The organism is Thermosynechococcus sp. PP555, assembly GCF_031583225.1.
In the GTDB taxonomy this organism is placed as follows: domain Bacteria; phylum Cyanobacteriota; class Cyanobacteriia; order Thermosynechococcales; family Thermosynechococcaceae; genus Thermosynechococcus.
The window spans coordinates 2195147-2220461 of record NZ_CP134168.1 but is presented as its reverse complement, the minus strand read 5'-3'; the positions used below and the strand labels follow the sequence as shown (position 1 = coordinate 2220461).

Annotated in this window: 19 protein-coding genes; 5 read left to right on the top strand and 14 right to left on the bottom strand. The window is 54.0% G+C overall.

The features are described from left to right. Both RHH27_RS10925 and RHH27_RS10920 read right to left on the bottom strand, forming a co-directional pair. Nucleotides 1-2283, bottom strand: a complete 2283-nt coding sequence (locus RHH27_RS10925; RefSeq protein ID WP_302678278.1) for a cache domain-containing protein — start codon at nt 2281-2283, stop codon at nt 1-3. An 88-nt stretch (nt 2284-2371) separates the two neighbouring features. Beyond that, entirely contained in the window at nt 2372-7069 is a 4698-nt protein-coding gene (locus RHH27_RS10920) for a translocation/assembly module TamB domain-containing protein (RefSeq protein ID WP_302678277.1), read from the bottom strand. A 163-nt stretch (nt 7070-7232) separates the two neighbouring features. Here RHH27_RS10920 and RHH27_RS10915 point away from each other — a divergent pair, with 163 nt between their 5' ends. Then, nucleotides 7233-7952, top strand: a complete 720-nt coding sequence (locus RHH27_RS10915) for an SDR family oxidoreductase (protein WP_206200146.1) — start codon at nt 7233-7235, stop codon at nt 7950-7952. On the opposite strand, the gene clpX is transcribed toward RHH27_RS10915, so the two are convergent. From clpX to tig, 3 genes are all read right to left on the bottom strand, one after another. Next, nucleotides 7949-9271 carry an ATP-dependent protease ATP-binding subunit ClpX gene (gene clpX, locus RHH27_RS10910; RefSeq protein WP_302677609.1) on the bottom strand — a complete coding sequence of 441 codons (1323 nt, stop codon included), beginning with the start codon at nt 9269-9271 and terminating at the stop codon, nt 7949-7951. The two genes, RHH27_RS10915 and clpX, sit on opposite strands and share 4 nt — an antisense overlap. A 32-nt stretch (nt 9272-9303) precedes the next feature. Next, the gene (gene clpP / locus RHH27_RS10905; RefSeq protein WP_149819305.1) at nt 9304-9993 is read right to left on the bottom strand and encodes an ATP-dependent Clp endopeptidase proteolytic subunit ClpP; all 690 of its coding nucleotides are present in this window, start codon (nt 9991-9993) and stop codon (nt 9304-9306) included. 84 nt (nt 9994-10077) lie between these two features. Continuing rightward, the gene (tig, locus tag RHH27_RS10900; protein ID WP_302679165.1) at nt 10078-11532 is read right to left on the bottom strand and encodes a trigger factor; all 1455 of its coding nucleotides are present in this window, start codon (nt 11530-11532) and stop codon (nt 10078-10080) included. 263 nt (nt 11533-11795) lie between these two features. Between tig and RHH27_RS10895 the strand changes: the two genes are divergently transcribed. Both RHH27_RS10895 and gltX read left to right on the top strand, forming a co-directional pair. After that, on the top strand, nt 11796-13895 hold the full coding sequence (locus RHH27_RS10895) for a TIGR00300 family protein (protein ID WP_206200144.1): 2100 nt from the start codon (nt 11796-11798) through the stop codon (nt 13893-13895). Between the two features lie 58 nt (nt 13896-13953). Beyond that, entirely contained in the window at nt 13954-15411 is a 1458-nt protein-coding gene (gltX, locus tag RHH27_RS10890; RefSeq protein ID WP_206200143.1) for a glutamate--tRNA ligase, read from the top strand. Here gltX and RHH27_RS10885 read toward each other — a convergent pair. The 5 genes from RHH27_RS10885 to ileS all read right to left on the bottom strand — a co-directional run bounded on the left by RHH27_RS10885 (nt 15401) and on the right by ileS (nt 19941). Further along, nucleotides 15401-15772: a pentapeptide repeat-containing protein gene (locus RHH27_RS10885; RefSeq protein ID WP_302678276.1), complete on the bottom strand. Its 372-nt coding sequence runs from the start codon at nt 15770-15772 to the stop codon at nt 15401-15403. The two genes, gltX and RHH27_RS10885, sit on opposite strands and share 11 nt — an antisense overlap. Then, the gene (locus tag RHH27_RS10880) at nt 15772-15987 is read right to left on the bottom strand and encodes an IS630 transposase-related protein (RefSeq protein ID WP_399373389.1); all 216 of its coding nucleotides are present in this window, start codon (nt 15985-15987) and stop codon (nt 15772-15774) included. Before RHH27_RS10880 ends, RHH27_RS10885 begins: the two co-directional genes overlap by 1 nt. Nucleotides 15988-16122: 135 nt before the next feature. Next, nucleotides 16123-16266, bottom strand: coding sequence for a hypothetical protein (locus RHH27_RS10875; RefSeq protein WP_206200142.1), 144 nt, complete (start codon nt 16264-16266; stop codon nt 16123-16125). Then, nucleotides 16263-17063, bottom strand: coding sequence for a site-specific DNA-methyltransferase (locus tag RHH27_RS10870; protein ID WP_206200141.1), 801 nt, complete (start codon nt 17061-17063; stop codon nt 16263-16265). Before RHH27_RS10870 ends, RHH27_RS10875 begins: the two co-directional genes overlap by 4 nt. Nucleotides 17064-17079: 16 nt before the next feature. Further along, nucleotides 17080-19941, bottom strand: a complete 2862-nt coding sequence (ileS, locus tag RHH27_RS10865; protein WP_302678275.1) for an isoleucine--tRNA ligase — start codon at nt 19939-19941, stop codon at nt 17080-17082. Nucleotides 19942-20031: 90 nt separating this feature from the next. On the opposite strand from ileS, the gene ruvX reads away from it, so the two are divergent. Further along, nucleotides 20032-20487, top strand: a complete 456-nt coding sequence (ruvX, locus tag RHH27_RS10860) for a Holliday junction resolvase RuvX (RefSeq protein ID WP_149819291.1) — start codon at nt 20032-20034, stop codon at nt 20485-20487. Between the two features lie 41 nt (nt 20488-20528). On the opposite strand, the gene RHH27_RS10855 is transcribed toward ruvX, so the two are convergent. After that, complete coding sequence (locus RHH27_RS10855) at nt 20529-21275, bottom strand: hypothetical protein (RefSeq protein ID WP_206200139.1); 747 nt, start codon at nt 21273-21275, stop codon at nt 20529-20531. A gap of 142 nt (nt 21276-21417) precedes the next feature. Here RHH27_RS10855 and RHH27_RS10850 point away from each other — a divergent pair, with 142 nt between their 5' ends. Continuing rightward, on the top strand, nt 21418-22584 hold the full coding sequence (locus RHH27_RS10850; protein ID WP_302678274.1) for an aminotransferase class V-fold PLP-dependent enzyme: 1167 nt from the start codon (nt 21418-21420) through the stop codon (nt 22582-22584). A 36-nt stretch (nt 22585-22620) separates the two neighbouring features. Here RHH27_RS10850 and RHH27_RS10845 read toward each other — a convergent pair whose 3' ends face one another. The 3 genes from RHH27_RS10845 to RHH27_RS10835 form a co-directional block, all read right to left on the bottom strand. Then, nucleotides 22621-23241, bottom strand: coding sequence for a hypothetical protein (locus RHH27_RS10845; protein ID WP_206200137.1), 621 nt, complete (start codon nt 23239-23241; stop codon nt 22621-22623). Nucleotides 23242-23389: 148 nt separating this feature from the next. After that, on the bottom strand, nt 23390-24031 hold the full coding sequence (gene purN / locus RHH27_RS10840) for a phosphoribosylglycinamide formyltransferase (RefSeq protein ID WP_302678273.1): 642 nt from the start codon (nt 24029-24031) through the stop codon (nt 23390-23392). Then, nucleotides 24021-25256, bottom strand: coding sequence for a S41 family peptidase (locus tag RHH27_RS10835; RefSeq protein ID WP_302678272.1), 1236 nt, complete (start codon nt 25254-25256; stop codon nt 24021-24023). The genes purN and RHH27_RS10835 overlap by 11 nt, the downstream gene beginning before the upstream one ends. Between the last annotated feature and the right edge of the window lie 59 nt (nt 25257-25315).

Below are 25315 nucleotides of genomic sequence, written 5' to 3'. Positions count from 1 at the left end.
TTAGCGCTGGCGACGCTGACGCAAATAGTTCGCCTCACGGCGTAATTGCTGAAAGTACTCCGTTTCGGTAATTTCTGCCACCTGCTGCCGCCGTTTTTCGTGATCAATTTCCACCCTTAGCTCTTCGATTTGCTGCTGCATCGCTTGCTCACGCTGTTTGCGCTCAGTAATGTCCTGCACCAATCCTTCATAGTAGAGAACCTTGCCCTCGGCATCCCAGACCGCCCGCATATCCAATTCGACCCAGATGATCTGGCGATCGCGCCGATAGGCCTTGAATTCAAAATGTCCCGTTGTTCCTCCAGTTGCAAAATGATTCAGAATCTCATCACGGGTGCTGGCTTCCACATAGATTTGGTCGCGAATACTGGTGACGCTCTGCACCATTTCTTCAGGAGAGTCAAAGCCAAAAATTCTGGCCATGGCGGCATTGACCCGAATAAACCGATTTTCTGTTGACGCCTGAAAAATCCCCTCAAGGGCATTCTCAAAAATACTGCGGTAGTTTTCCTCAGCAATGCGCAGTGCTTCCTCGGCGCGAATGCGATCGCTAATATCAATACCGACGGCAACCGTATGGGTACCCTGCATGTATTTTTGCAAAGCCACGAGGTAAAATGCGGTTTGACCATTGCGCTTAACGGAGATCACGCGTGAGGCAAATTGATCGGGAGAATCCACAAACTCCTGCATAAAGGCTGCCAACTCTCTATCCTCACGCAAAAAGCCCAAGGGACGACCAATAAACGCCTCTGGTGGCAAATTCAAGGTTTCTGCCAACTTGCGATTCACCCCCTTATAGATCCCCTCGGCATTAATCCACGAGATCGTACCCGGTACCGCATTGAGTACCGCCTCAAACTGTTCATTGGCCTCAAGCAGTTCATCACGAATCTGCTCAAGGGAGTGGTTTTTCTGGGCTAACTCCTCAAAAGAGATCCGCAACTGGCGCATCATGGCATTAAAGGCATTGGCCAGTTCCCCCACCTCATCAAGGGAGTGCACCTGTACCAGTGTCGTCAAATCGCCTGCCTGCACGCGGCGGGTCGAAGTCGCCAAGGATTGAATGGGTTTGACAATGGCATTGGCCGTGAGATAGGCCCAAACACTGGCCAACAACAGGGCACCAAGGGTAATGGCAAAGGCCACCAACCGTTTCTGGGTGGTCATGGTATGAATCCACGCTTGGGACTTCCCCACAAAGGCGATACCAATGGGCGGTGGATGCGGCAAATCGAGCTGCTGGCGAAAGTCCTGCAATGGACTGTAGATCGTTACATAGGGAGAACCCAAAATGTCAGTTGTGCCGAAAAACGTTTTGCCCTGATTGAGCACTTGAGTGGCCACTTCGCGAGCAACGCGGGTACCAAGGGCGCGAGTCTGACCATCGGTGTAAGGTACATTGGTGGCAATCCGCAAATCTTGGGCAAAAATTGTTGCCACCGTATCTACCGTGGACCATTCTGTGGTGGCATCCACAAGATCCGGCATATTGTTGAGTAAAATGCCCGTCAGAATTAGCCCCTGAAATTGGTTGTTTTCATAGAGAGGCTTTGCGGCAAAGGCCAGTAAGCCAATATTGCCGTCCGCAATGGGGTAGGTACCGACAGGGGCTGGCCGTTGCTTGGCGGGTAGAGTTGCAATGGGTTGAGGACGCAATGTGATCTTGGCCTGCTGGGCTAAGCCCAGTTCTTGTAACTGCTCACGACTGAGGAGCACCAGACCGCTAATCATCTGCTGGCGATCGCGAGCCACTTGAAACATCGGTAAGTGAGCAATACTGCTGGCTTGATGTGAGCTGAGACGATAGTAGGAATGGGTTTCGGGGGTCAAGTCGAGGAGTGCCTCTCCCGTTTTAGCCAAGACCATTGTTTGCTGGGCGAGTACCTGACCACTAGCATCGCTCACCAGCATCAGATTCATGGGACGCTCAGTGGGATCCACCTCCTCAAGCAGATCGCGGATAGTGGAGGGATTCATCATACGGGTGAGGGGTTGACCCACGTGCTGCACATACATCCCATTGGCAATCAAGAGGGCTTGAATGCGAGACTCATAGGCCAAGTTATCAATTTCCCACTGCAAATCCTGCAAACTAGAGCGCAGTTGCTGCTCAAGTTGACGATCGAAGTTATGATTACTGACCTGAATCAGGGCTTCGGTAATAATCACGGCTGGAAAGAGCGCCACAAGAGCCAAGGCCAAGGTAAATTTCCAACGCAGACTTAACCGCTGCCATGCGGTCGAGAATCGTTGAGATAAGGCTCTAGCGGAATTTTTCATCAAGATTGATACCGAGGCTACTGCAACTGCCGCAATTGCTACTTTCCAAGCTTGAGCGTTGCTGGCAGTACATTGATCTTAGACGACCTTAAAAACGGTAACGGAATTCAATAAAGCCTGTGCCCTGACCACTGGTGCTCACCTGTCCGCCAAGGCGAATCTGCTCTGTCACCTGAAACCCAAGGTTAAACCGCGTCGGATCATTGGGAGCGGTGAGCAACTGCAAGAGGGAAACCGAGGTAAAACTGTTCACTTGAAAACCCAGTTCAGCCCCTAGGGCAAGGGTTGGGGCTTGGCTTTGGGCCTGGCGATCGGGGGGCACGACGGCTGGAAACATCCGAAAGGAAGTGCGGTTACCCGTGGCCTGATCAATCAATGCCTGTAGGTTATTGAAAAGAGCTGATCCGGCAAGACTGGCCACCGCCGCTTCTCCCCCCACTTGGTTGAGATCCGCAATTGAACCACCGCCCATCAAGGCAAGGAGTTCGGTCGTGCTGCGCGAAGGGGTACTGGATAGCTCAAGCACCGCAGGCAAATTGGTTTGCAATTGACTGGCACGACCATTGATGCGGGCAGTGATCCGAATGGTGTTCAATGTTCCCAGACTGGTGGCTGTGAGGGAACCCGCATCGGAGAGTCGCGTCACGGTGCCGGGGGTATAAACTTCAGTGGCAGTGGCAGCAAGGGTGAGGTTGAGTTCGGGATCTAAGCCATTGGCGGGAGTAAAGAGCACATAGTTATCCGCTCGCCGCTGGAGCAAAAAGAGGGTGGTGAACAGATTCAGTTGCCCGCCTGTGAGGCGAATTTTGCCGTCAGGCTGGAGACTATTGAGACCCCCATTGAGGGTTAAACTGCCAGTGGCCGTTAGGTTGAGAACGGGCGATCGCGTCACCCGCAAGGCATCTGAGATATTAATTACCAAGTTATCAAAAGCTAGGGGTTCAAAGGGACTGTCAGCAGGAGTGGCTAACCCATTGCCATTGACCAAACCATTGATGGCGCCTAAATCCAAACGCCCTTGGCTGAGTTGGACACTGCCCCCCAAATCAGGACTCAGGAGCGTATCCGTAATCACGAGGGTGCCATCTACGGTGCCGCGATAGATATTGCCGGCATTCACTTGCAAGCGTCGCAAGGACGCGGTGAGGGGTGTGGCAGTATCGGGATCATCTGAGGCTAAGGGAGTCTGAATTGGTAACACCCCTGCCATGGTAATTTGCCCTTGGCTAAAGAGACCTTGAATGCCATCCACCCGCAGGCGATCGCGATCGAAGCGCACCCGCGCACTGAGATTAGTCACCGGTTCCTCAAAGGCGGGAGTTTTAATCACCGCATCATCCACACTCAGGACGCCATTCACCATCGGCTCCGCCCACGTTCCCCGCAGTTGGGCTTGGAAAACTCCCCTTCCTTGTTGCCATTGCACCTGATCGGTAAAGAGGTTGATCAACGACAATCCCTCATCCTTGACACTCACATCTAGGGCTAACTGTGGATCCACCACGGGTCGCGGGTCAAGGGGATAGATCAAGGGAACCGAACCTGTCACCATGAGCGGTTCTGGCGTATCCAAGCGGGCGATCGCCTGAAGGGCAAGACGATTTTGGGCGTAGCGGAATGTGGCATTCGCTGCCTCCAAGGGACGTTGATTCAACCGACCCTCCGCAAGGGTCGCCTCACCGGCGAGAATGGGCTGCTGCCATGAGCCAGTCAACACCGCTTGGGCATTCACCTTACCTTCCACATCCACCCCCGGCGGCAAAAGACTTGCCACAAGACTCACAGGGAATTGCTCTAGCCGCAGTTGGGCATTTTGCTGGTTACCGCCAAGAATGCCATTGACGTTTAATTGCCCACCATTCACAAGCAGATTGAGGGTTGTCAGCACCAGTTGATTTTGGGCAAAGCGACCGCGACTCAGAAACTGATCAACTGCGTAATTTCCCCACTGCCAATTGGCGCCCTTAAGATCAAAGCTGGCCACCAGACCCGACTGCGGGGTTTGACTCAGATTGATTTGGCCATTAAAAGTCCCCTGAAGTTGCTCCAAGGGGGGCAGCAGCTCCGGCCGCCGCACCAAAGCCGCTTGGGCTTGTAGCATCTCAATTTCGGCAAGGCGGCGAATTTGTGTGAGCAGTGAGACTTGCAGACCTTCCCCTGCGGTGGGTGTGCCCAAATCTGCGGCAGTCCCCCGAGCGGTGGGTTGGCCAATCCCGAGAACGATGGCGAGTCCCGTTAAATCCGCTAAATTGCCTTGGGCAATCGTCAACTGCGCCCCCAATTGTTGAGGCTGGAGATCGGCAGTGAATTGATAGCGACTTTCCCCTTTTGTAAAAAGGCCAGATTGAATCGTCAGGCGATCGCGAGTCAGACGGAATTGCGCTTGCAGGCGATCGCCCCGCCATGCCCCTAACCCCGGTCGCTCTACGGTAAAACTACCCTGCCCCCTCGTCCAATTTTGCAACTGGAGATTGCCTGAGGCCACTCCTGCGAGAATGGCTTTTTCGGGGAGTTCCGGGAGCCGTAACCGCAGGGATTCCACAGGAAACTGCTGCAGACGCAGATCAAAGCTCTCCCCTTGGCGCTGGCCGATCAGTTGCGCCTGTTGCCGTTGAACCAGCAGTGAGCGGGGTAAGCCATCAGCATCCAAACGAAACGCCAAGCGATCGCCCCCCCCCTGTACATTGAGGGCTGCCCCCTGTTGTTGGCTCAAGGTAACCGTGCCCGTGAGTTGAGGGGCAAAGCGCAAATCATTCACCGCCAATCCTTGGGTGAGCAGTGCCCCCTGAAACTGGAGCCTATCGAGGCGGCCTGTGAGTTGGCCTTGAAAGGACGTGGTACCGGCAAGGGTGAGGGGAACGGGGAAATTCGGTTCCAAGAAAGTGCTTAAGGTACTCAGGGGGAGATTTCTGGCTTGGATGCCCAATTGAATGTCAGTGGGTTGTAAGGCCGCTAAATCAACACCAATAGTGCCCTGGGCGCGGATCGCACCGAGAGTGGCTTCTTGCACTTGCAATTGCTGACCATCCCAGTTCACAACTGCAATCAGCGGATCACCCGTGGGGGTTTGATCCACTTGCAGATTGGCACTAGCTCGAATTGCTGGTAGCGTTAGTTGATCCACCCGTCCTTGGGCGATCGCCTGGCCACTGAGACGACCTTGTAACTCTTGATTCAACTGCCGTAGGGGAATATTCTCAGCCTGAGCCTGCAACTGCCACTGACCGGCGGCGGCTTGCACTTGACCCCGCAGACGCCCCCCTAAAAACTGCATTTGAAACTCCGGAACGAGCAGTTGAGTTTGCGTCAGACGGGCGGTGCCCCGCAGTGGATACTGAGCCGTCGGTAGTTGAAAGGCGGCATTGGCCTGCCAAGCCTCTGGGGTACGCAGATTGCCAGCAAAGTCCAGTTGTGCAAACCCCTCCCCTAGGGACACGGGCGGAGCCACATCGTAGCGGCGGGCGATCGCCTGCAGATTCACCTGCTGCACTTGTGCTTGGCCACGAAACTCGCCCGTGGGTTCTACCCCAACCGTTGCCTGTACCTCACCGCCATCCACCAACTGGGCGCGAACCTCCATCAGCCTAACCCCTTGCTCAAGGGACGCCATAAACGGCAGCCGTACCTGTTGCAGTTGCAATTGATCCACTTGGAGCGGCGTTTGGCTGCGCAGTTCACCCCTGACTTGGGGATTCTCCAGATCCCCCTGCACGCGAAGGGTGGGAACTTCCACTTGACCCCGCAGGGGAACCGGTGGCGTAATCTGCAAGGCCGTTAAGGTAGGGGCGAGATCAAACCTCGGCACTTGCGCTTCAATGTTCCAGCCGCTTCGGAGACCGACGGTGCCTTGAGCCTGCCAGCGGACATTGGCGATCGCCCCGCGCAAATAGTGCAGCTTTGCCTGATTGCCCTGCAATTGCACATGGGCTTGTAATCCCTTGATGTCTTGGGGCACAAAGGCCGTGCGTAAAGTACCATCCCGCAACCAAATTTGACCCGTGACTTCGGGGGTTTCTGGTAAAGGCAGACGAACCCGTAATTGCCCCTCCAATTGGCCGCCTTGGACACGAATGGTCTCTGGCAGAATCTCATTCCCGAGCCCAAGGGGAATCTTACTGAAGCGCAAATCCAGTTGTCCTGATTCTTGGGGTTGGTTCCAGTCCCCCTGCAATCGCCATTGGCCACCCCCGGCCAGTTGTCCTTCCGCTTGACCTTCGAGGGCAAAATTCTGGCGATCGGGCGTCAGGGTCAATCCGCCATGAATTTGGTACAGCAGGTAGGCAGGACGCCGAAAGGGTTGAACCAGCACAGAGCCATCCCGCACCTTCACCTTGATTTGATTCAGTTGAAAAAAGCTCGGCTCCTCCTCTGGCAGCTGAACTTCTGTGCGCCACCACCGCCCTTGGGCATCCTGAACCACCGTGAGTTGGGGTTGGTGGAGAGTCACATCGAGATCTAGTTTTTGACCTGTCAGAAGCTGCCATGGATTAAAGGCGACTTCAATGCCATTGATTAGCGCGTTGTCCAACTCGGGAGTGCCATCTTCTGACGTGTAGCTGGGAACCGCTGAGGAGCCAAAACGAACAACATTCAGCCCGACGTGCTCAACGTCGCCAATTTCCACTGGCCGATTGAGACGCTGTTGTAGTTGTTGGGCAATTTCAGGAGCCAATTCATAGTGCACAAACCACCACGCCCGCGTTCCACCGAGCACCACCAAGGCAATCATTCTCCATCCCCACTGACGAGACCAAAGGGTAAAGGGGGGTTGTGGTTGCTGCGTCATTCATCCCAACTCCGTCACACCTAGGCAAGACGCTTAACAGCTCAATCCTAATACGCAGAACAAAGGCTCGTCTTTCTAAATTTGATTGCCCAAGCGATGGGTAGGTTCTGGGCAATTCAAGAAACGCTAGGATAAAAGGATGAACGTAAAGAAATGTAACAAAATGAGTGTCTTAGCAGATCGTGTGGTGTTAGTGGTGGGTGCCACAGGTGGCATTGGTCAAGCCGTTGTTGAGCAACTCCAAGAAACGGGTGCCAAGTTGGTCTTAGCGGCTCGCTCGAGCGATCGCCTGCAAGCTTTGGTAGAGCAGCTTCCCTCCTCAGTCACCGCACAAATTCAGCCCTGTGACATCACCCAGCCGGCGCAAGTGAGCAAATTAATGCAAGCCATCCGCAGTGAGCAGGGACGACTCGATGTATTGATCAACGCGGCGGGGGCTGGCCTCCTCAAGCCCTATCAAAAAATTACTGCGGCTGAACTGGATCAGATGTTGGATCTCAACCTTAAGGGTTGCTTTTACACCAGCCAACAGGCTGCCGAACTCATGAAAGAGCAACAACAGGGACACATCTGCACCGTTGTCGGTATCCTCGGTAAACATTCAATGGCGATGGGGTCAGCCTACTGTGCTGCGAAATTTGGAGTCGTGGGCTTCAGCAAGTGTATGGCCGAAGAACTCAAGCGCTATGGTATTCGCTTTAGTCTATTCTACTTTGGCGGTGTGGATACGCCCTTTTGGGATGCCGTCAGCCTCAAAATCGATCGCCAGAAACTGCTGCGACCGGCCACCGTTGCCCGTCTGATTCGCGCTACCCTAGAAACGGATCCCCATGCGGTTCCCCTTGAGTTGAGCTTGATGCCCGATAGCCACGTCTTCTTCTAAGCAGAAAGCGTAGGCAGCGAAGAAGGATGCAGGAGTAGTTCAGCCGTGGAGCGTTTTTCCACCATTTCGGGCGTGATGGTACATTCGCGCAGGTCTTTGCGGGAAGGCAGTTCGTACATCACGTCCAGCATAATCTCTTCAACAATGGCGCGCAGGGCACGGGCACCGGTTTTACGACGGTAGGCCTCTTGGGCGATCGCCTCTACCGCCGCCGGTTCAAAGCGCAACTCCACACTGTCCATGCGCATGAGTTTTTGGTACTGCTTCAGGAGCGCGTTTTGAGGTTGGGTAAGAATTTCTGCCAAGGCGGCCACATCCAACGGCTCTAGCACGGCCACCACGGGAATACGGCCAATGAACTCTGGAATCATGCCGTACTTCACCAGATCGTGGGGTTCCAGTTGCTTGAGAATATCCGCAGAGCGTTTTTCCTTGGGGAGGGGTTCGCCATCGCGGACAAAGCCCATTGCCTTCTTGCCCACCCGCTGCTCAATGGTTTTCTCTAAACCAACAAAGGCGCCCCCACAGATAAAGAGGATATTCGTCGTGTCAATTTGAATGCAGTCTTGGTAGGGATGCTTGCGCCCCCCCTGCGGCGGCACATTGGCGATCGTCCCCTCTAGCATCTTCAGCAGCGCCTGCTGTACCCCTTCCCCGGACACATCACGGGTAATTGAGGGATTTTCACTTTTGCGGGCAATCTTATCAATCTCGTCAATATAGATAATCCCCCGTTGTGCTTCCTCCACATCCATATTGGCGGTTTGCAGCAAGCGCAGCAGGATATTTTCCACATCTTCCCCCACATAGCCGGCTTCCGTGAGGGTAGTGGCATCGGCAACGGCAAAGGGAACATCGAGGAGCTTCGCCAATGTCTGAGCTAAGAGGGTCTTGCCAGAACCCGTCGGGCCAATCAGGAGAATATTGGACTTTTGCAGTTCGACGTTGTCATCGCCCCGCTGATCACCATCCAAAAGACTCAGGCGCTTGTAGTGGTTATAGACCGCAACTGAGAGGATTTTCTTAGCTTCATGCTGGCCGACCACGTGCTTATCAAGAAATTCCTTGATTTGCCGAGGCTTGGGCACTTGGCTGAGGGGCCGACTGCGGGGTGTGCTGCGGGGCGATCGCGACGGTGTAGCCTCTCGACGGGGAGCCGCCGCATTGGGAACGGTGGCCAATTCCTCATCGAGGATTTCATTACACAGTTCTACGCATTCATCACAGATATAGACCCCAGGGCCGGCGATGAGTTTACGCACCTGTTCCTGTGACTTACCACAAAAGGAGCACTTGAGGTGGGTATCATATTTGGCCATAGGGAACCTCTAGGGTTGCACGTAGGGTGTACTTAGTGGCTAGGGAGGGTCTGCCGCGTCACCACCTGATCAATCAGACCGTAGGCCTTGGCCTCTTCAGCGGACATAAAGAAATCCCGCTCCGTATCAGCTTCAATGCGCTCGATGGGTTGCCCCGTGTGCTGTGACAAGAGTTCATTGAGCTTGCGCTTGTGGTAAAGAATTTCCCGCGCTTGGATTTCAATATCCACTGCCTGACCCTGGGCACCTCCGAGGGGCTGGTGAATCATGATCCGCGCATGGGGCAGCGCCATCCGTTTGCCGGGGGTACCGCCAGACAGTAAGAAGGCACCCATACTCGCCGCCAAGCCAAAGCAGAGGGTACACACATCGGGGCGAATGTGCTTCATGGTGTCGTAGATGGCCATGCCGGCTGTAACCGAGCCACCCGGTGAGTTGATGTACAGGTAAATGTCTTTTTCCGGATCCTCGGCATCAAGGAATAGAAGCTGTGCCACGATGGAGTCAGCAACCGCATCATCAATGCCGCGGCGATCGCCCGCACCCCCCCCTAGGAAGATGATCCGCTCCCGCAGGAGTCGCGAGTAGATATCAAAGGCTCGTTCACCCCGCCCCGACTGCTCAACCACCATCGGCACAATATTGGCATGGGTAGGCGGCAGGTTGAGCGCTGGAGAGCGCAGAATGGCACTGAGGGGATGGTCGTAACGCGATTGCAGCATAGTTGCCTAGAATGACGGTTCGTTTGTAATTAATTGTAACTAGCGGTTTGTCCCCGTAGGGATCATCACTTTCATTATGCCGAACTATTCTTGGGCTGGGGCAGAACTTGCTTTTTTCCCAGAGCGTTTTTGCGGCTTAGATGGCTTTTCAGCAACGGCCTCCGTCTGGGTATCTTTGGGCGCTTCAGCAGTCGCTGTGGGCTGCTCAGTGGCTGTGTCGGACTGCACTGGCTGAAATGTATTTTGCTCTAGGAGCCAGTTGAGGGCTTCCTCCTGCTGCACTTCATCGTGGGCAAATTCGCGGAGTCGTTCTAGATCCTTGGCTGTTTGGTTGCCCAACACCTCTTTGTAGCGGTTCAGCCGTTCCTCCACTGCGTCGGGACTAGGTTCAATGCCCTCTTGACGAGCGATCGCCCTCAACAATAAACGGGAGTGTACCTCCTTCGCTGCCCCCGGCTCTGCCTCTTGACGCATTTTTTCGTAGAGTTCCTCGGTCATGATCTTGTTGAGATCAACGCCTTGGGACTGAATTTGCATCAGCGTCGTCCGCACCTTCACATCTGCCTCTTTGCGGATCAGGGTTTTTGGCAATTCAACTGGATTTTGGGCAATGAGGGTATCAATGAGGGCAGCTTCTTTCGCTTTCTTGTCTTGATTTTCAGCTCGCTCCTGATGGTTTTGTTCTAGATAGGCCCGCAATTCTGCCATCGTACTGAATTCACTGTGCTCAGCGGCAAAGGCATCGTCTAGGGGGGGCAGTTCCGGTGCTTTAATCCCTAAAAGTTCAATCTCAGCAGTCAATTGTTTGGGGATGTCTGCTTTCCCTTCCTTGACTTCCTCGGCAACAGACACCGTCACCGTTTTGGCTTCACCGACACTCATGCCGACAACAGCAGCAGGAATTTCTTTAATCAAAAAGGGTTGCTCTTCATCGAGGGACAGGGGCAGTTCATCTGCTGAGAGTTCCTTCACCACCTCGCCATTTTCATCTTTGGTCACCAGTTTTAGGGTGACATCATCGCCCCACTGAGCGGGTCGGTCTTCGACAGGAATGAGGGTGGCGTGCTCCCGTTGGTGCCGCTGCAAGAGCTTCTCGACAGTTTCGGGATTGTAGGTGACGGGATTGTACTCAATGGTTAGCCCTTTATAGGCTGTGACTGTCACTTCTGGTTCGACATCAAACGTGACGCTGAAAGAAAAGTTGTCGCCCGGCTGAAATTGGTTCAGTAGCTCTGTAATATCCCCTTGGAGTTCGAGGTTGCCTAGATAGGGGATGTTGTTCTTTTCGACGGCGGCTTTGACGGTATCCTCAATCAGTTTTTCTATGGCCACATAGCGCAGCCGCTCTTTGCCAATTTGCTGCAAGACAAGCTGCCGGGGGGCTTTGCCCTTGCGAAATCCGGGTACCTGTGTATGGCGAAGGAGATCATTGACCACTTGGTTATAGACCTGTTGAGAGTGTGCCCCCGAAACCTCAATCGTGGCGAGGAGTTGGCTATTGGCACGGGGTTCAGTCGTCATGGAAATGATGTCAGTCACGTCAGTCAAGGTCATTCCCCTTCGCAAATGGTGTCAGTTGGCTGTGCGCGATCGCACAAATTATAATTTTAGCGCAGATTTCCCCTGCTCTTTGCAAATGGAGTTGCGCTTAAAGACACAGGACAATGGGTGTAATGTCAAGGTTTGATGACAAAACCAATCGTCAAGATCCCCACTGCCTATAGAATAAAAGTTTGTCATGGGTGCCGTGTAGCCCACACCTAACTATTTTCACAAATTGCAACGATTTCTAAACAACCCCTATGAGTTCAACCCTGCGATTCCTCATGTGCCCTCCCACCCATTATGAGGTGGACTATGTGATCAATCCTTGGATGGAGGGAAATATCCACAAGTCCTCCCGCGATCGGGCACAGGAGCAGTGGCAAAAACTCTACGAAATTATCCATGCTCGAGCCACGGTTGACCTGATTGAGCCGCAGCCGGGCTGGCCGGATATGGTGTTTACGGCGAATGCGGGCTTGGTGCTCGGCGATCGCGTGGTGCTCAGTCGCTTTTATCATCCAGAACGTCAAGGGGAAGAACCCTATTTCAAAGCGTGGTTTGAATCTCAGGGGTATCAAGTTTTTGAGCTACCGAAGCAACTGCCCTTTGAGGGAGCCGGAGATGCCCTCTTGGATCGTGAGGGTCGCTGGCTGTGGGCAGGGTATGGCTTCCGTTCAGAATTGGATTCCCATGCCTATTTGGCGAAGTGGCTGGATATTGAAGTCCTCTCCCTGCGGCTCATGGATGAGCGTTTCTACCACCTTGACACATGTTTTTGTCCGCTCACGGATGGCTACTTACTTTACTATCCTCCCGCCTTTGATGCCTACTCCAACCGCCTGATTGAACTGCGGGTACCAGCGGATAAACGAATTGCCGTTAAAGAGGCTGATGCAGTCAACTTTGCTTGCAATGCCGTCAATATCGATCGCACGGTGATTCTCAACTGTGCCAGCCAAGAATTGAAGTCTGCCCTTGCCCAAGTGGGCTTTGAGGTGGTGGAAACGCCCCTGACAGAATTTCTCAAAGCGGGGGGTGCAGCTAAATGCTTGACCTTGCGGGTGACCGAACCCGTGCGCCAAGAACTCCATGCCACGGCGACAATTCCCAGTCGGGTCATTCATCTGGAGGGACACCTCCTCGACTCTGGCCTTGTGAACCGTGTCCTAGACACAATTGTGGAAAGTGGCGGCAGTTTCCAAGTCCTGCAATTTAATCTTGGCGAACAACGGCAAAGTCCCTCCCAAGCGGATATTCGGGTCATGGCGCCCGATGCCGAGGTCATGGATGCGATCATGGCGCAGTTGATCACCCTCGGTGCGATTTTACCGCCCTCAGAGGTGTGTGATGCGACCCTCGAAACCGTCACCCAAGCGGGGGTTGCCCCGGATGACTTCTATGTAACCACGATTTATCCCACAGAGGTACGAGTTGCCGGCGAGTGGGTTCGGGTTCAAAACCAACGCATGGATGGGGCGATTGTGGTGCGCTCAACCCCGGAAGGCACGGTGGCGGAGTGTCGCATTCTGCGGGATTTAGAGGTGGGCGATCGCGTGGTCGTGGGCGTCGAAGGCATCCGCACGATTCGGAAAACGGAAAGCCAGCGCAGCACCCAAGAGTTCACCTTCATGGGATCAGGGGTCTCCAGTGAACGCCGCGTCGAACTGGTGGTGGAACAAATTGCTTGGGAACTGCGGCGCATCCGCGATCAGGGGGGCAAAGTGATTGTGGTGGCCGGCCCAGTGGTTATCCACACCGGCGGTGGTGAGCATTTAGCCAAGCTGATCCGTGAAGGCTATGTCCAAGGACTCCTCGGCGGTAACGCGATCGCGGTGCACGATATGGAGCAAGCCATCATGGGCACCTCCTTGGGGGTGGATATGCAGCGGGGCGTTCCTGTGCGGGGCGGTCACCGTCACCACCTGAAAGTGATCAATACCATTCGTCGCTGTGGCAGCATTGCCAACGCCGTGGCTCAGGGCATCCTCACCAGTGGCGTGATGTATGAGTGTGTGAAGAATAATGTGCCCTTTGTCCTAGCGGGGTCAATCCGTGATGATGGCCCACTGCCCGATACCCTCATGGATTTAATTGAGGCGCAGCGGGAGTATGCCCGCCTGATTCAGGGCGCAAACATGATTTTGATGCTCTCGTCAATGCTGCACTCCATTGGTGTCGGCAATATGACCCCCGCCGGGGTGAAGCTCGTCTGTGTGGATATTAACCCAGCGGTCGTCACTAAACTAGCGGATCGGGGTTCTGTGGAATCCGTGGGCGTGGTCACCGATGTGGGACTGTTCCTCAGCCTGATGGTGCAGCAGTTGGAGCGGCTGAATCGTCCCTATACCCTTGCCTAGAAGCTTTTCAGCCAATGGGGTAGGATCGAAAGGGCAATTTTTGTATTCGAGGTCAGCAGTGACAGTTCGTGTTCGTTTAGCACCGAGTCCGACAGGAAATCTGCACATTGGGACTGCCCGTACCGCTGTGTTCAACTGGCTTTACGCCCGCCATCGGGGAGGGAAATTCATTCTGCGGATTGAGGATACCGATCGCGAGCGGTCTCGACCTGAATATACCGAGAATATCCTTGAGGGCTTGCAATGGCTGGGGCTGACGTGGGATGAAGGCCCCTATTTCCAGAGCGATCGCCTTGATCTGTACCGCCAAGCGATTCAAACCCTCTTGGACAAGGGACTTGCCTACTACTGCTACTGCACCCCCGAAGAACTCGATGCCCTGCGAGCCGCACAAAAAGCCAAGGGACAAGCCCCGCGCTACGACAACCGTCACCGCCATTTGACCCCAGAGGAGCAAGCCGCCTTTGATGCCGCAGGACGCACCCCCGTCATTCGCTTCAAAATTGAGGACGATCGCCAGATTGAATGGCAGGATCTGGTGCGCGGTCGAGTGAGTTGGCAGGGGGCTGATCTGGGGGGCGATATGGTGATTGCGCGAGCTGCCCCCCGCGGCGAAATTGGCTACCCCCTCTACAACTTGGTGGTGGTCGTCGATGACATTGCCATGGGCATTACCGATGTCATTCGCGGTGAAGACCACATTGGCAACACACCCAAACAAATTTTGCTCTATGAAGCCCTTGGCGCCACTCCCCCCAACTTTGCCCATACTCCCTTGATTCTCAACTCAGCGGGGCAAAAACTCTCGAAACGAGATGGGGTGACCTCCATTTCTGACTTCCGAGCCATGGGGTATTTAGCCCCCGCCTTGGCCAACTACATGACACTCTTGGGTTGGTCGCCCCCTGAAGGGATAGGGGAACTCTTTACCCTTGATCTGGCGGCGAAGCACTTTAGTTTTGAACGAATTAACAAGGCAGGTGCCCGCTTTGATTGGGATAAGCTCAATTGGCTCAATCGTCAGTACATTCAGCAACTAGAGCCAGCAGAACTTTTGGCGGAACTGATTCCCTTATGGCAGGGGGCAGGCTATGCCTTTGATGAGGGGGGCGATCGCCCTTGGTTGCTTGACCTTGCCCAACTCCTTCAACCGGGTCTCAACACCCTCAAGGAGGCCATTGATCAAGGGGCAGTTTTCTTTGTACCCACCATCACCCTTGATGCTGAAGCAATGGCTCAACTGAGTCAACCCCAGAGTGCGACGATTTTGGCGTACCTACTAGCACACTTGCCGACAGAGCCAAAGCTGACGGTGGAGATGGGACAACACCTGATTCAACAGGCCAGCAAAGCCGCAGGGGTGAAAAAGGGAGCAACGATGCGATCGCTGCGCGCTGCCCTCACGGGTGCTGTCCACGGTCCCGATTTAATGGCCACGTGGCAAATTCTCCACCAACGGGGCTGGGATCAACCGCGACTTGCGGCAGCATTGAAACAGGCACAGGTTACTTCCTAGGGGCTGGGGGGCGATCGAAGATCGTTTGGCTTAAATTAGCCCCACTCAAATTTGCGCGATCGAGATCTGCCCCCTTCAGGTTTGCAGCCGTCAAATTCACATCAATCATGTTTGCCCCCTTCATGACCGCATTCTCCAAATTGGCACCGCTAAGGTTGGCATTGACAAGGTTGCTAAGGGTGAGGCGTGTTCCCACCAGTTGTGCCCCTGCCAAATTGGCATTGACCAAAATCGCTAGATAGAGACTGGCACGGTTCAAGTTTGCCCTTTCCAAATTGGCGCCAAAGAGATTCGCACCCGCCAGATAAGCGCCCTCCAAATTGGCACCTGCTAAATTCGCCTTAAACAAATTGGCATCCATTAGGTTCGCGCCCCGCAGATCACAGTTTGGACGCCAAATCGCTGGGCACGGTCGATTAAACGGTCATCGGGATGGGCAGCAACATCGGCTGCTAAGGCCGCCCAATCCAGCTTCCAAGGACGACGGGGGACAACTGTGGGGGCTAAGTCCTCTCGCTTCAGCCAGCGATGGATAGTGGCGCGGCTCACCTGAAAAATTTGAGTGGCTTCACTGATTTTGCCACCTTGCTTGATGTAGGAGACAACCCGCTCTCGTCAGTCCAAGCTATAGCTCATATTCTTGAGTAACATTCATGACGCTTTGAGTATAGCCTATCCCTCTTGAAAATATCTCATCTCCTTTCGAAATGGCTATAGTTCGTGACCTAGCAGGTCAGCAATAATCATTTCCTTAACTAACCCCGGCTGCAGTAGGTTGCGAATACCAATTGTTTGAGCAAGTTGAGACGCTTGACGGATCAGATCAACAATTTGACGATAAACTTGCTGTTTCACCAATCAAAAAGCCTCCCCGCGATTTCATACTCTGCCTCACGTAATCTCTCGTTTGCTGCTTGGACAAACTTTTGATCTTGCTCAATAGCAATGAAATGCCTTCCCAAGCGTTTACAAACTACAGGGGCTGTACCGACACCGGCAAATGGATCAAGCACTAAGTCACCCTTATTAGAGCTTGCCTTGACTAAGCGTTCAATCAGCTGCTCTGGCTTTTGAATGGTATTGAGTGCTTCGCGAGCTACTAGTTCTTTTGATTTATACGTGAGCTGTTTAATATCTCCCCAGACATCTCCTGGGTTTTTACCTTCTTCATTGAATTTAGTTTTGCCATACTTACCATTAATCACTGATGGTACCCGCTCACAACGACGACGGTGCTCTAGCTCTACTAGCTGTGGTACCCGAATAGCATCTAAGTTAAAGGTTTTGGGACGCTGGCCCTTAATAAAGTAACAAATAAGATCATAGTTATTTGTGTAGTTGATCCGTCCTTGAGCTAGGCGACTGGGCTGATACCAGACAATTTTTGCCTGTAAGTTAAGAAATGGACGGTAGTCAATAAAGTCAATACAATCAGGTTTACCAAAAAGGTAGAGTGCTCCTCCCTCTTTCAATTTTTCAGCAAAGATAGTGATGAGTTTGAGGTTAAACTCTTGGATGTTAGAGATGCGATCCCATGGATTGGTGGTTACACCGTAGGGGCCGTCGCAAATAATGAGATCAATGCTCGCACTTTCAATCTGGGGCAAGAGGGTAAAAGCATCAGCTTGGTAGATACGATCAATCTCTAGCATGCTTTCGCTCAATGATCTAAAACATCCCTTCTAAGGCGGCTTGACAGCGATCGCACAACTGGGGATGCAAGGCCGATTGTCCCACACTTTCAGCATAATTCCAGCAGCGGACGCATTTCTCACCCTTGGCATGATCGACGCCAATCCACAGCCCTTCCTCTTCTAGGACATAGGGCACGTCAACGGCATGGGGTTGTGCCATGATCGCCACTTGGGAAACCAAAAAGAGATAGCGCAGTTCATCCACCCCATTGCCACTGAGGGCATCGCTGGGATTCATGTCCTGAAGGCGATCGCGCCACTGTGGATCGGCAACATAGAGCCACACTTTGGCTTCCAAAGAGGAGCCAATGAGCTTTTCGGCACGGGCCTGTTCGAGCACCTTATTCACCTCTAGGCGTAGTTGCCGCAGGCGTTGCCACTCACTGGCTAGCTCCTGATCCTGCCACTGGGCAGGAAGCTGTACCCAGCCGCTTTGAAAAACCGAAAGATAGGGGGTTTTGAAGGGCAAATGCTGCCAAATATCTTCGGCTAAATGGGGAAGCACTGGGGCAATAGCACGGGCGAGGTTTTGAACGGCAACGGCCAGAACCGTTTGACAACTGCGCCGGCGATCGCTCGCGGCAGCACTGATGTACAACCGATCCTTGGCAATATCGAGATAAAAGTTCGACAGATCAACAACACAAAGATTTTGAATCGTTTGGAAAAAGCGATAGAACTGAAAGCTATCAAAGGCCGCCGTTACTTCGCTGAAGACTTCATGCAGCCGATGTAGCATATAGCGATCCAAGGCGGGCAGTTGGGCATAGGGAATGGCATCTTGATCGGGGTCAAAGTCGTGAAGATTCCCCAAAAGAAAGCGAGCCGTATTGCGAATCTTGCGATAGACATCCGCCAACTGCTTGAGGATATTTTTACCAATGGGGACATCATTGGCATAGTCCACGGAGGACACCCACAGGCGCAATACATCGGCACCATAGGCAGGGTCTTGCTTTTGGTTTTTGCCCCCCTCAATCACTTCGCGGGGATCCGTGACATTGCCGAGGGACTTGCTCATTTTCCGTCCCTGCTCATCGAGGACAAAGCCGTGGGTGAGGACTGCTTTGTAGGGGGCTTGGCCTTTAACGGCAACCCGTGTTAACAATGAGGATTGAAACCAGCCGCGGTGTTGGTCAGAGCCTTCGAGGTAGAGATCCGCCTGTTGATCGCCGAGAACCGCCGCCCAGGAAGAGCCAGAATCAAACCAGACATCCATCGTATCGGTGCCCTTTTCGTAGCGATCGGCTTGATCTCGTAGGGATTCAGGCAGCAATTCCGCAACGGAGAGTTGCCACCAAGCATCAGACCCGCGATCGCGAATAATGGCTTGCACATGGGCAATGGTTTCTGCCGTCAGCAGGGGTTCCCCCGTGGCTTTGTCATAAAAGACGGGAATGGGCACGCCCCAACTGCGCTGCCGCGAAATACACCAATCGGAACGCTCCGCCACCATTGCCGTAATGCGGTTTTCCCCTTGGGCAGGAATCCACTTCACCTCGGCGATCGCCCTGAGGGCGGCATCGCGAAAGCCTTCAACGGAAGCAAACCACTGCTCCGTGGCGCGGAAGATGGTTGGTTTTTTCGTGCGCCAGTCGTAGGGGTACTTGTGGACATAGGGTTCTTCCTTGAGGAGGGCGCCACACGCTTGCAGTGCCGCAATCACCGCCTCATTCCCTTCCTTGAGGACATTGAGACCGGCAAATTGTCCCGCTTCTGCTGTAAAGCAGCCATTTTCATCCACGGGCGACAGGATTGGCAAGCCATAGCGCTGACCCACCGCATAGTCCTCTAAGCCATGGCCAGGGGCCGTGTGAACCAGACCCGTCCCCGATTCAGTCGTGACATAATCGCCGCCAATGACAATTTTGCTCTCGCGCTCAAAGAGGGGATGTCGATAGCGCCCATTTTCCAAGTCAGCCCCTTTGGCGGTGGCCACCACCTTGAGGGTACAAGCAAGGGTTTGGCTAAGGCGCTCCACCAGATCCTTGGCCACAATCAAATATTTGTAGCGGGCACTGGGTTTGACTTCAACAAGGGCATAGGTGAGATCCGGATTGACACTCACCGCCAAGTTGGCCGGAATGGTCCAAGGGGTTGTCGTCCAAATGGCAACGCCTAATTGGCCGAGGGCTTTGTACCACGATTTGGCTAGCCCTTGCGGCAGTTCGATCACTTCAAAGGCGGCATAGAGACTGCGGGAGGTGTGGCCTTCGGGATATTCTAGTTCGGCTTCGGCGAGGGCGGTTTTAGAACTAGGACTCCAGTGGACGGGCTTGAGACCGCGATAGATGTAGCCCCGCAGCACCATTTCGCCAAAGACACCGATTTGTGCCGCTTCATAGTCGGGAGTGAGGGTCAAATAGGGGTGCTCCCAGTCGCCCCAAACCCCATAGCGTTGAAAACTCTGCTTTTGCTCGGCCACGGTTTTGAGGGCAAAGGCCTTGGCCTGTTGGCGGAGGGTCAGGGGGGTTAGCTGCGCACGCTGTTCGGGTTTCAGGTTTTGCAGTACCTTGAGTTCAATGGGCAGGCCATGGCAATCCCAACCGGGGCGGTAGTGTACCTTACGTCCCCGCAGCAGTTGGTACTTATTGATGATGTCCTTGAGGATTTTATTCAGGGCATGGCCAATGTGGAGAGCGCCATTGGCGTAGGGGGGGCCATCGTGGAGAATAAAGACCTCACCCGGATTGGTTTGCTGCAGCGTTTCATAAATTTGATGCTGTGCCCAAAAGGCCTGTAATTGGGGTTCCCGTGTGGCTGCATTTGCCCGCATTTCAAAGGTGGTTTGGGGCAGGTTGACGGTGTCTTTGTAGTCGGGGGTCGCGTCAGTCATGGGTGGGTACAGCGGGGTATGATCGTTGGAGGGCAAGAAAAAATCGGGAATGGATTCAATTGTAGGAGAACTGTTCTTATTCACTCAAGGATGATTTCCGTTCTAGGTTTGGATCTGGGGCGCAAGCGCATTGGTGTGGCAGGGTGCGATCGCTTGGGGCAGTTGGCCACAGGCATTACAACCATCCAGCGGCGCAATTTTGCCAGTGATGTGGCGCAGCTTCGCCAGATTTGCCAAGAGCGAGGGGTGGAGAAGTTAATTGTGGGCTTGCCCTACACCCTCGATGGTCAACTGGGTTCCCAAGCCCGGCAAGTGCAACATCTAGCGGAAAAAATTGGCGCGGCCTTGAACTTGCCCGTGGAATATATGGATGAGCGGCTAACCTCCTTTCAAGCGGAGGAAATCCTCAAACAACGGCGGCGATCGCCCCGTCACCACAAGGACTTAGTGGATCAAATTGCTGCTGCCCTCATTTTGCAACAATGGCTCGATGCCCGTTCTCAAGCCGCAAAAGCAACACTGGCACCCGCTGATCCGCAGCTATAACGGAGGCTGAAAAGTTGTCTGCTCAAATTCTTGGGCACGGGCTACCATGTGCGGGGCTGAAACTGCGCATCGTTGAGAATCGCTACCCCATCTCCCGACTGCGCCAACACAAATAACCCTTGCCGATAGGCATAGCGAGCCACCTCAGGGGGCACGATCATCCCTGCTACCGCTCCCAAGAGCTGGGTGTCTCGATACTGGTGTGCCAAACGACGAAATTTCGCGATCCGCTCTAAATGCTCATCCACATCCCCTTGGCTCAGTTTGGTTTTCACCTCGACGAGAACCGCTTGATTGGTATTGACGACTAGCAGATCAATTTCTAAACTCTCATTGCCATCTTGGAGAATGACATCGCTGTAAAGCTGAGAGACGGCAATGCCGCGACTCTGAAATAGGCGCAGCACGGCGGGGCGCACCTGCCATTCCACAAATTCCCCAAGGCGATTGCCCAGTTTCCCCAGTTGCTGATTGAGTTGGCGCGCTTCTTCCCGCAACAAGCGTTCCGTTTCTTGAAATCGCCGATCCGTTTCTTGAAATCGCCGATCCGTCTCTTGAAATCGCCGATCCGTCTCCTGAAATCGCCGATCTGTCTCTTGAAATCGCCGATCCGTTTCTTGGAAGCGGCGCTCTGTTTCTTGAAAGCGGCGCTCTGTTTCTTGAAAGCGGCGCTCTGTTTCTTGGAAGCGGCGCTCTGTTTCTTGGAAATGGCGTTCGGTTTCCTTTTGAGCTTCTAACAGCTCCCCTAGTAATCGCCAAACATCGTCAGGAGTGTATGCCTTTGTCATGACTTAATTGACAGGATTAATTTACCGAGCCGTGCTTGCAAGTGCCGCCCCTTGAGTGGGGGAATGAAAAGGGGACTTGCTACAGATCTTTATCTTAAATCCTTTGCGGTAGCATCTATCTATCGCTCTGCAATCACTATCGATGAACCTAGAGACACTGCGCACCTACCACGACACCTACCCCGCCCTACTGAATAAGATCTACCTCAACTATGGGGGACAAGGGCCGCTGCACCAAGACACATGGCAGGCCATCATCCAGAGCGATCGCCACATTCAAGAGGAAGGCCCCTTTGCCAATCGCGTCTTTCCGTGGCTGAGCCAACAACTGCAAACCCTGCGGCAAGAACTGGCACAGCTTTTGGGGACGAGCGCCGAGACCATTGCCCTCACGGATTCTGTAACCACTGGCTGCAATATCGTTCTCTGGGGGATCAACTGGCAAGCGGGCGATCGCCTGCTGATTTCTAACTGTGAGCATCCGGGGGTAGTGGCGATTACCGAACAATTGGCGCGGCGGTTGGGGGTGGTGGTGGATCGAGTGGCCTTTTGGCCTTGGTGTGACGATGAGGTGGCCGCCATTGAAGCCCAACTCCATCCCCGCACACGCTTGGTCGTCCTCAGTCATTTGCTGTGGAATACCGGGAAACTTTTGCCGTTGGAGAAAATTGTTGACCTTTGCCACCGTCGCGGCATCCAAGTCTTAGCGGATGGTGCCCAAAGTGTGGGTATGGTGCCCCTCAATTTACCCGCCTTGGGGGTGGACTACTATGCCTTTACAGGACACAAGTGGTGCTGTGGCCCTGCGGGTCTTGGCGGGCTGTACATTCGGCGCGATCGCTTGGCCACATTGGAACCCACCTTTATTGGCTGGCGCGGCATTCACCAAACCCGTGATGCCCAACCCGCCGGCTGGAAGGAGGATGCCAGTCGCTTTGAAGTGGCCACAACCGCCTTTTCCTTGGTACCGGGGTTAACCACTGCCCTGCGGGTGCATGATCAATGGGGGACTGCCCAAGCGCGATATGAGCGCATTTGTGAGCTGAGTCATTATCTTTGGCAACAGTTACAGGGCATGGTGGGTTTGACCTGCTTGAGTCCCGTGCCGCCGCCGTCGGGCTTGGTGGCCTTTCAGTTAGCTAATGGTCAGCATCGCCAATTGGTGCAAGACCTTGAGGCAGAGAATATCTTGGTGCGGGAATTGCTCTATCCTGCCTCGGTGCGAGCCTGTGTGCATTACTTTACGCTGCCGCAGGAGTGCGATCGCTTTGTTGCTACCCTCAAACACTGGCTCCAGAATCATCCTTAGGACGCTTGAGAATTGAATTAGAGCGATTAGAGTCACCTACCATGTACGGGGCTGAAACTGCACATCGTTGAGAATCGCCACCCCATCTCCTGATTGCGCCAACACAAACAAACCTTGCCGATAGGCATAGCGAGCTACTTCAGGGGGTACGATCATTCCTGCTACGGCGCCCAAGAGCTGGGTGTCCCGATACTGGTGTGCCAAACGACGAAATTTCGCGATCCGCTCTAAGTGCTCATCCACATCCCCTTGGCTCAGTTTCGTTTTCACCTCGACGAGGACGGCTTCATCAGTATTGACGACTAGCAGATCAATTTCTAAACTCTCGTTGCCATCTTGGAGAATGACATCGCTGTAAAGTTGAGAGACGGCAATTCCCCAACTCTGAAATAAGCGCAGCACGGCGGGGCGCACCTGCCATTCCACAAATTCCCCAAGGCGATTGCCCAGTTTCCCCAGTTGCTGGTTGAGTTGGCGCGCTTCTTCGCGCAGCAAGCGTTCCGTTTCTTGGAACCGTCGGTCAGTCTCTTGAAATCGCCGATCCGTTTCTTGGAAGCGGCGCTCTGTTTCTTGAAAGCGGCGTTCGGTTTCCTTCTGAGCCTCTAATAGTTCCCCCAATAACCGCCAAACATCTTCAGGGGTGTATGCCTGCGTCATGACTGGATTAACAATTGCTCACGGATACATCCCCAATCCTAATCCGAATCAATGCTCCCCACCGAGAAAAGGATGCTGACGCAATTCCCAAGCCAATCAGAAAAGCGGGTGGACCCTCGCCCTGAGAGATCCTTCTATTAGCCAAGGATCAGCAGGAAGCTTGTGATTGCCGCGCGGCAATGTCGGCGATCGCCTGCTTGAGAATGCGGTGTTCTTGGACTTGAATGCGGGCGTGGAGGGTGGCAGGCGTATCATCGGGGAGAACGGGCACTGCTGCTTGGACTAAAATTGGGCCACTATCCACTTCCTCTTCCACCAGATGGACGGTACACCCAGTAATTTTCACACCTGCTGCCAAGGCCTGCTCAACGGCATGCAATCCCCGAAAACTGGGGAGCAAACTGGGATGCAGGTTAATTACCCGCTGGGGGTAGGCATTGAGGAGGACAGGCGTCACAATCCGCATCCAGCCCGCCATCACTACCCACTCGACCCCATAGGCTTTGAGGGTTTCGACAATGGCCGCATCCAGACTTTCACGGCTGGGGTAGTGGCGATGGTTGAGCAGCACACTGGGAATCTGCCACTGTTTGGCGCGCTCTGCCACCAAGGCATCGGGATTGTTGTAGATCAGAACTTGAATTTGGGCAGCCAATTCCCCTTGGGCGATCGCTTCGGCGAGAGCAGCAAAGTTGGAGCCATTGCCAGAAGCTAAAACGCCTAACCGCAGGGGATGGGGCGCGGGCGCGATCGCTGGAGCAGAAGGGACAACAAGAGCCTCACTGGACATGACGGGTGTTACTGATTTTAGTGCTCAATAATTCTAAGGCCTTGGCCACCATTGGATCCGTGGGTCGTGCCACCAAGTTGGGATTGAGCCGCAATTCCAGATCACTACTGGGATCGACCGTCACCAGTACATCGGGGGTGATCCCCCCTGCGGCAATATCGCGCCCCTTTGGCGTCAGATAACGAGCTACTGTTACCACGAGGGCAGAGCCATCCCCCAGTTCATGAACTGCTTGAACCCGCACCTTGCCAAAAGTTGGTGTCCCCACCACGGTTGCGCGCCCCTGATCCTGCAAAGCAGCGGCTAAAATTTCACTGGCACTGGCGGAGGCCTGATTTACCAAGACCACGAGGGGCAACTGACTCAAGGCGCGTTGGCGGGCACGAATCGTCTCTTCTCGCTGGTTTTGCTGAATGCGCACAATCACCCCAGAATCGAGCCATTGGCGGCTAATTTCAATGCCGGCTTCTAGGAGTCCCCCCGGATTGTGGCGCAAATCCAGAATGAAGCCTTGAACTTTCTCCCGTTGCAGGATTTGGATCGCCGCTTGCATCTCTTGTTGGGAGCGGCTATTAAAACCACTGAGGCGAATGTAACCCACCCGAGGATGATTCAGAACCTGAAAATTCACTGTACGCGGAATTTCACCGGCGCGGGTGAGTTCGACACTAAAGGGTTGGGGTTTACCCTCACGGCGCACCAGTAGGCGCAACTGACTCCCCGCTGGCCCTCGCAACGCCAGATTGGCTCGCTCCAAGGTCAGGCGATCGCTCCCCCGACCGTTAATGGCCAGAATTTCATCTCCCACTTTCAAATTCGCCTTGGCAGCCACTGACCCCGCTTGGATTGCCTGAATGCGAAAGAGTTCCCCCGACTCCACGAGGGTGAGACCCACATCCACCTGCTGGCCTTGGGTTTGCAGGAGCAGTTGACGGTACGCTTGGGGCGGCAGAAAGCGGGTATAGGGATCATTGAGGCGGACAAGGGTTTGTTGAATCACCCGATAGGCGGCCTCGCGATCGCCATAGGATTGGGAGAGCAACTCCTGACGAATGGCCTGCCAATCCAGACGATTGAAACTGCGATCCAGATAGCTTCTGTAGATAATTTGCCACGCCTCATCGACCAAGGCCTTGGGAGCATCCTTGAGCGTACTGGTGCCCCCCAGTGCTGACGGCATTCCCAATAGTGCAACACCGACGCCGAGAATTGCCCAGTATTTCACCCCACAAATCCATTGACAACGCCTCGCCCCTATTCTATCGTTCCCACATAAAAAAATCC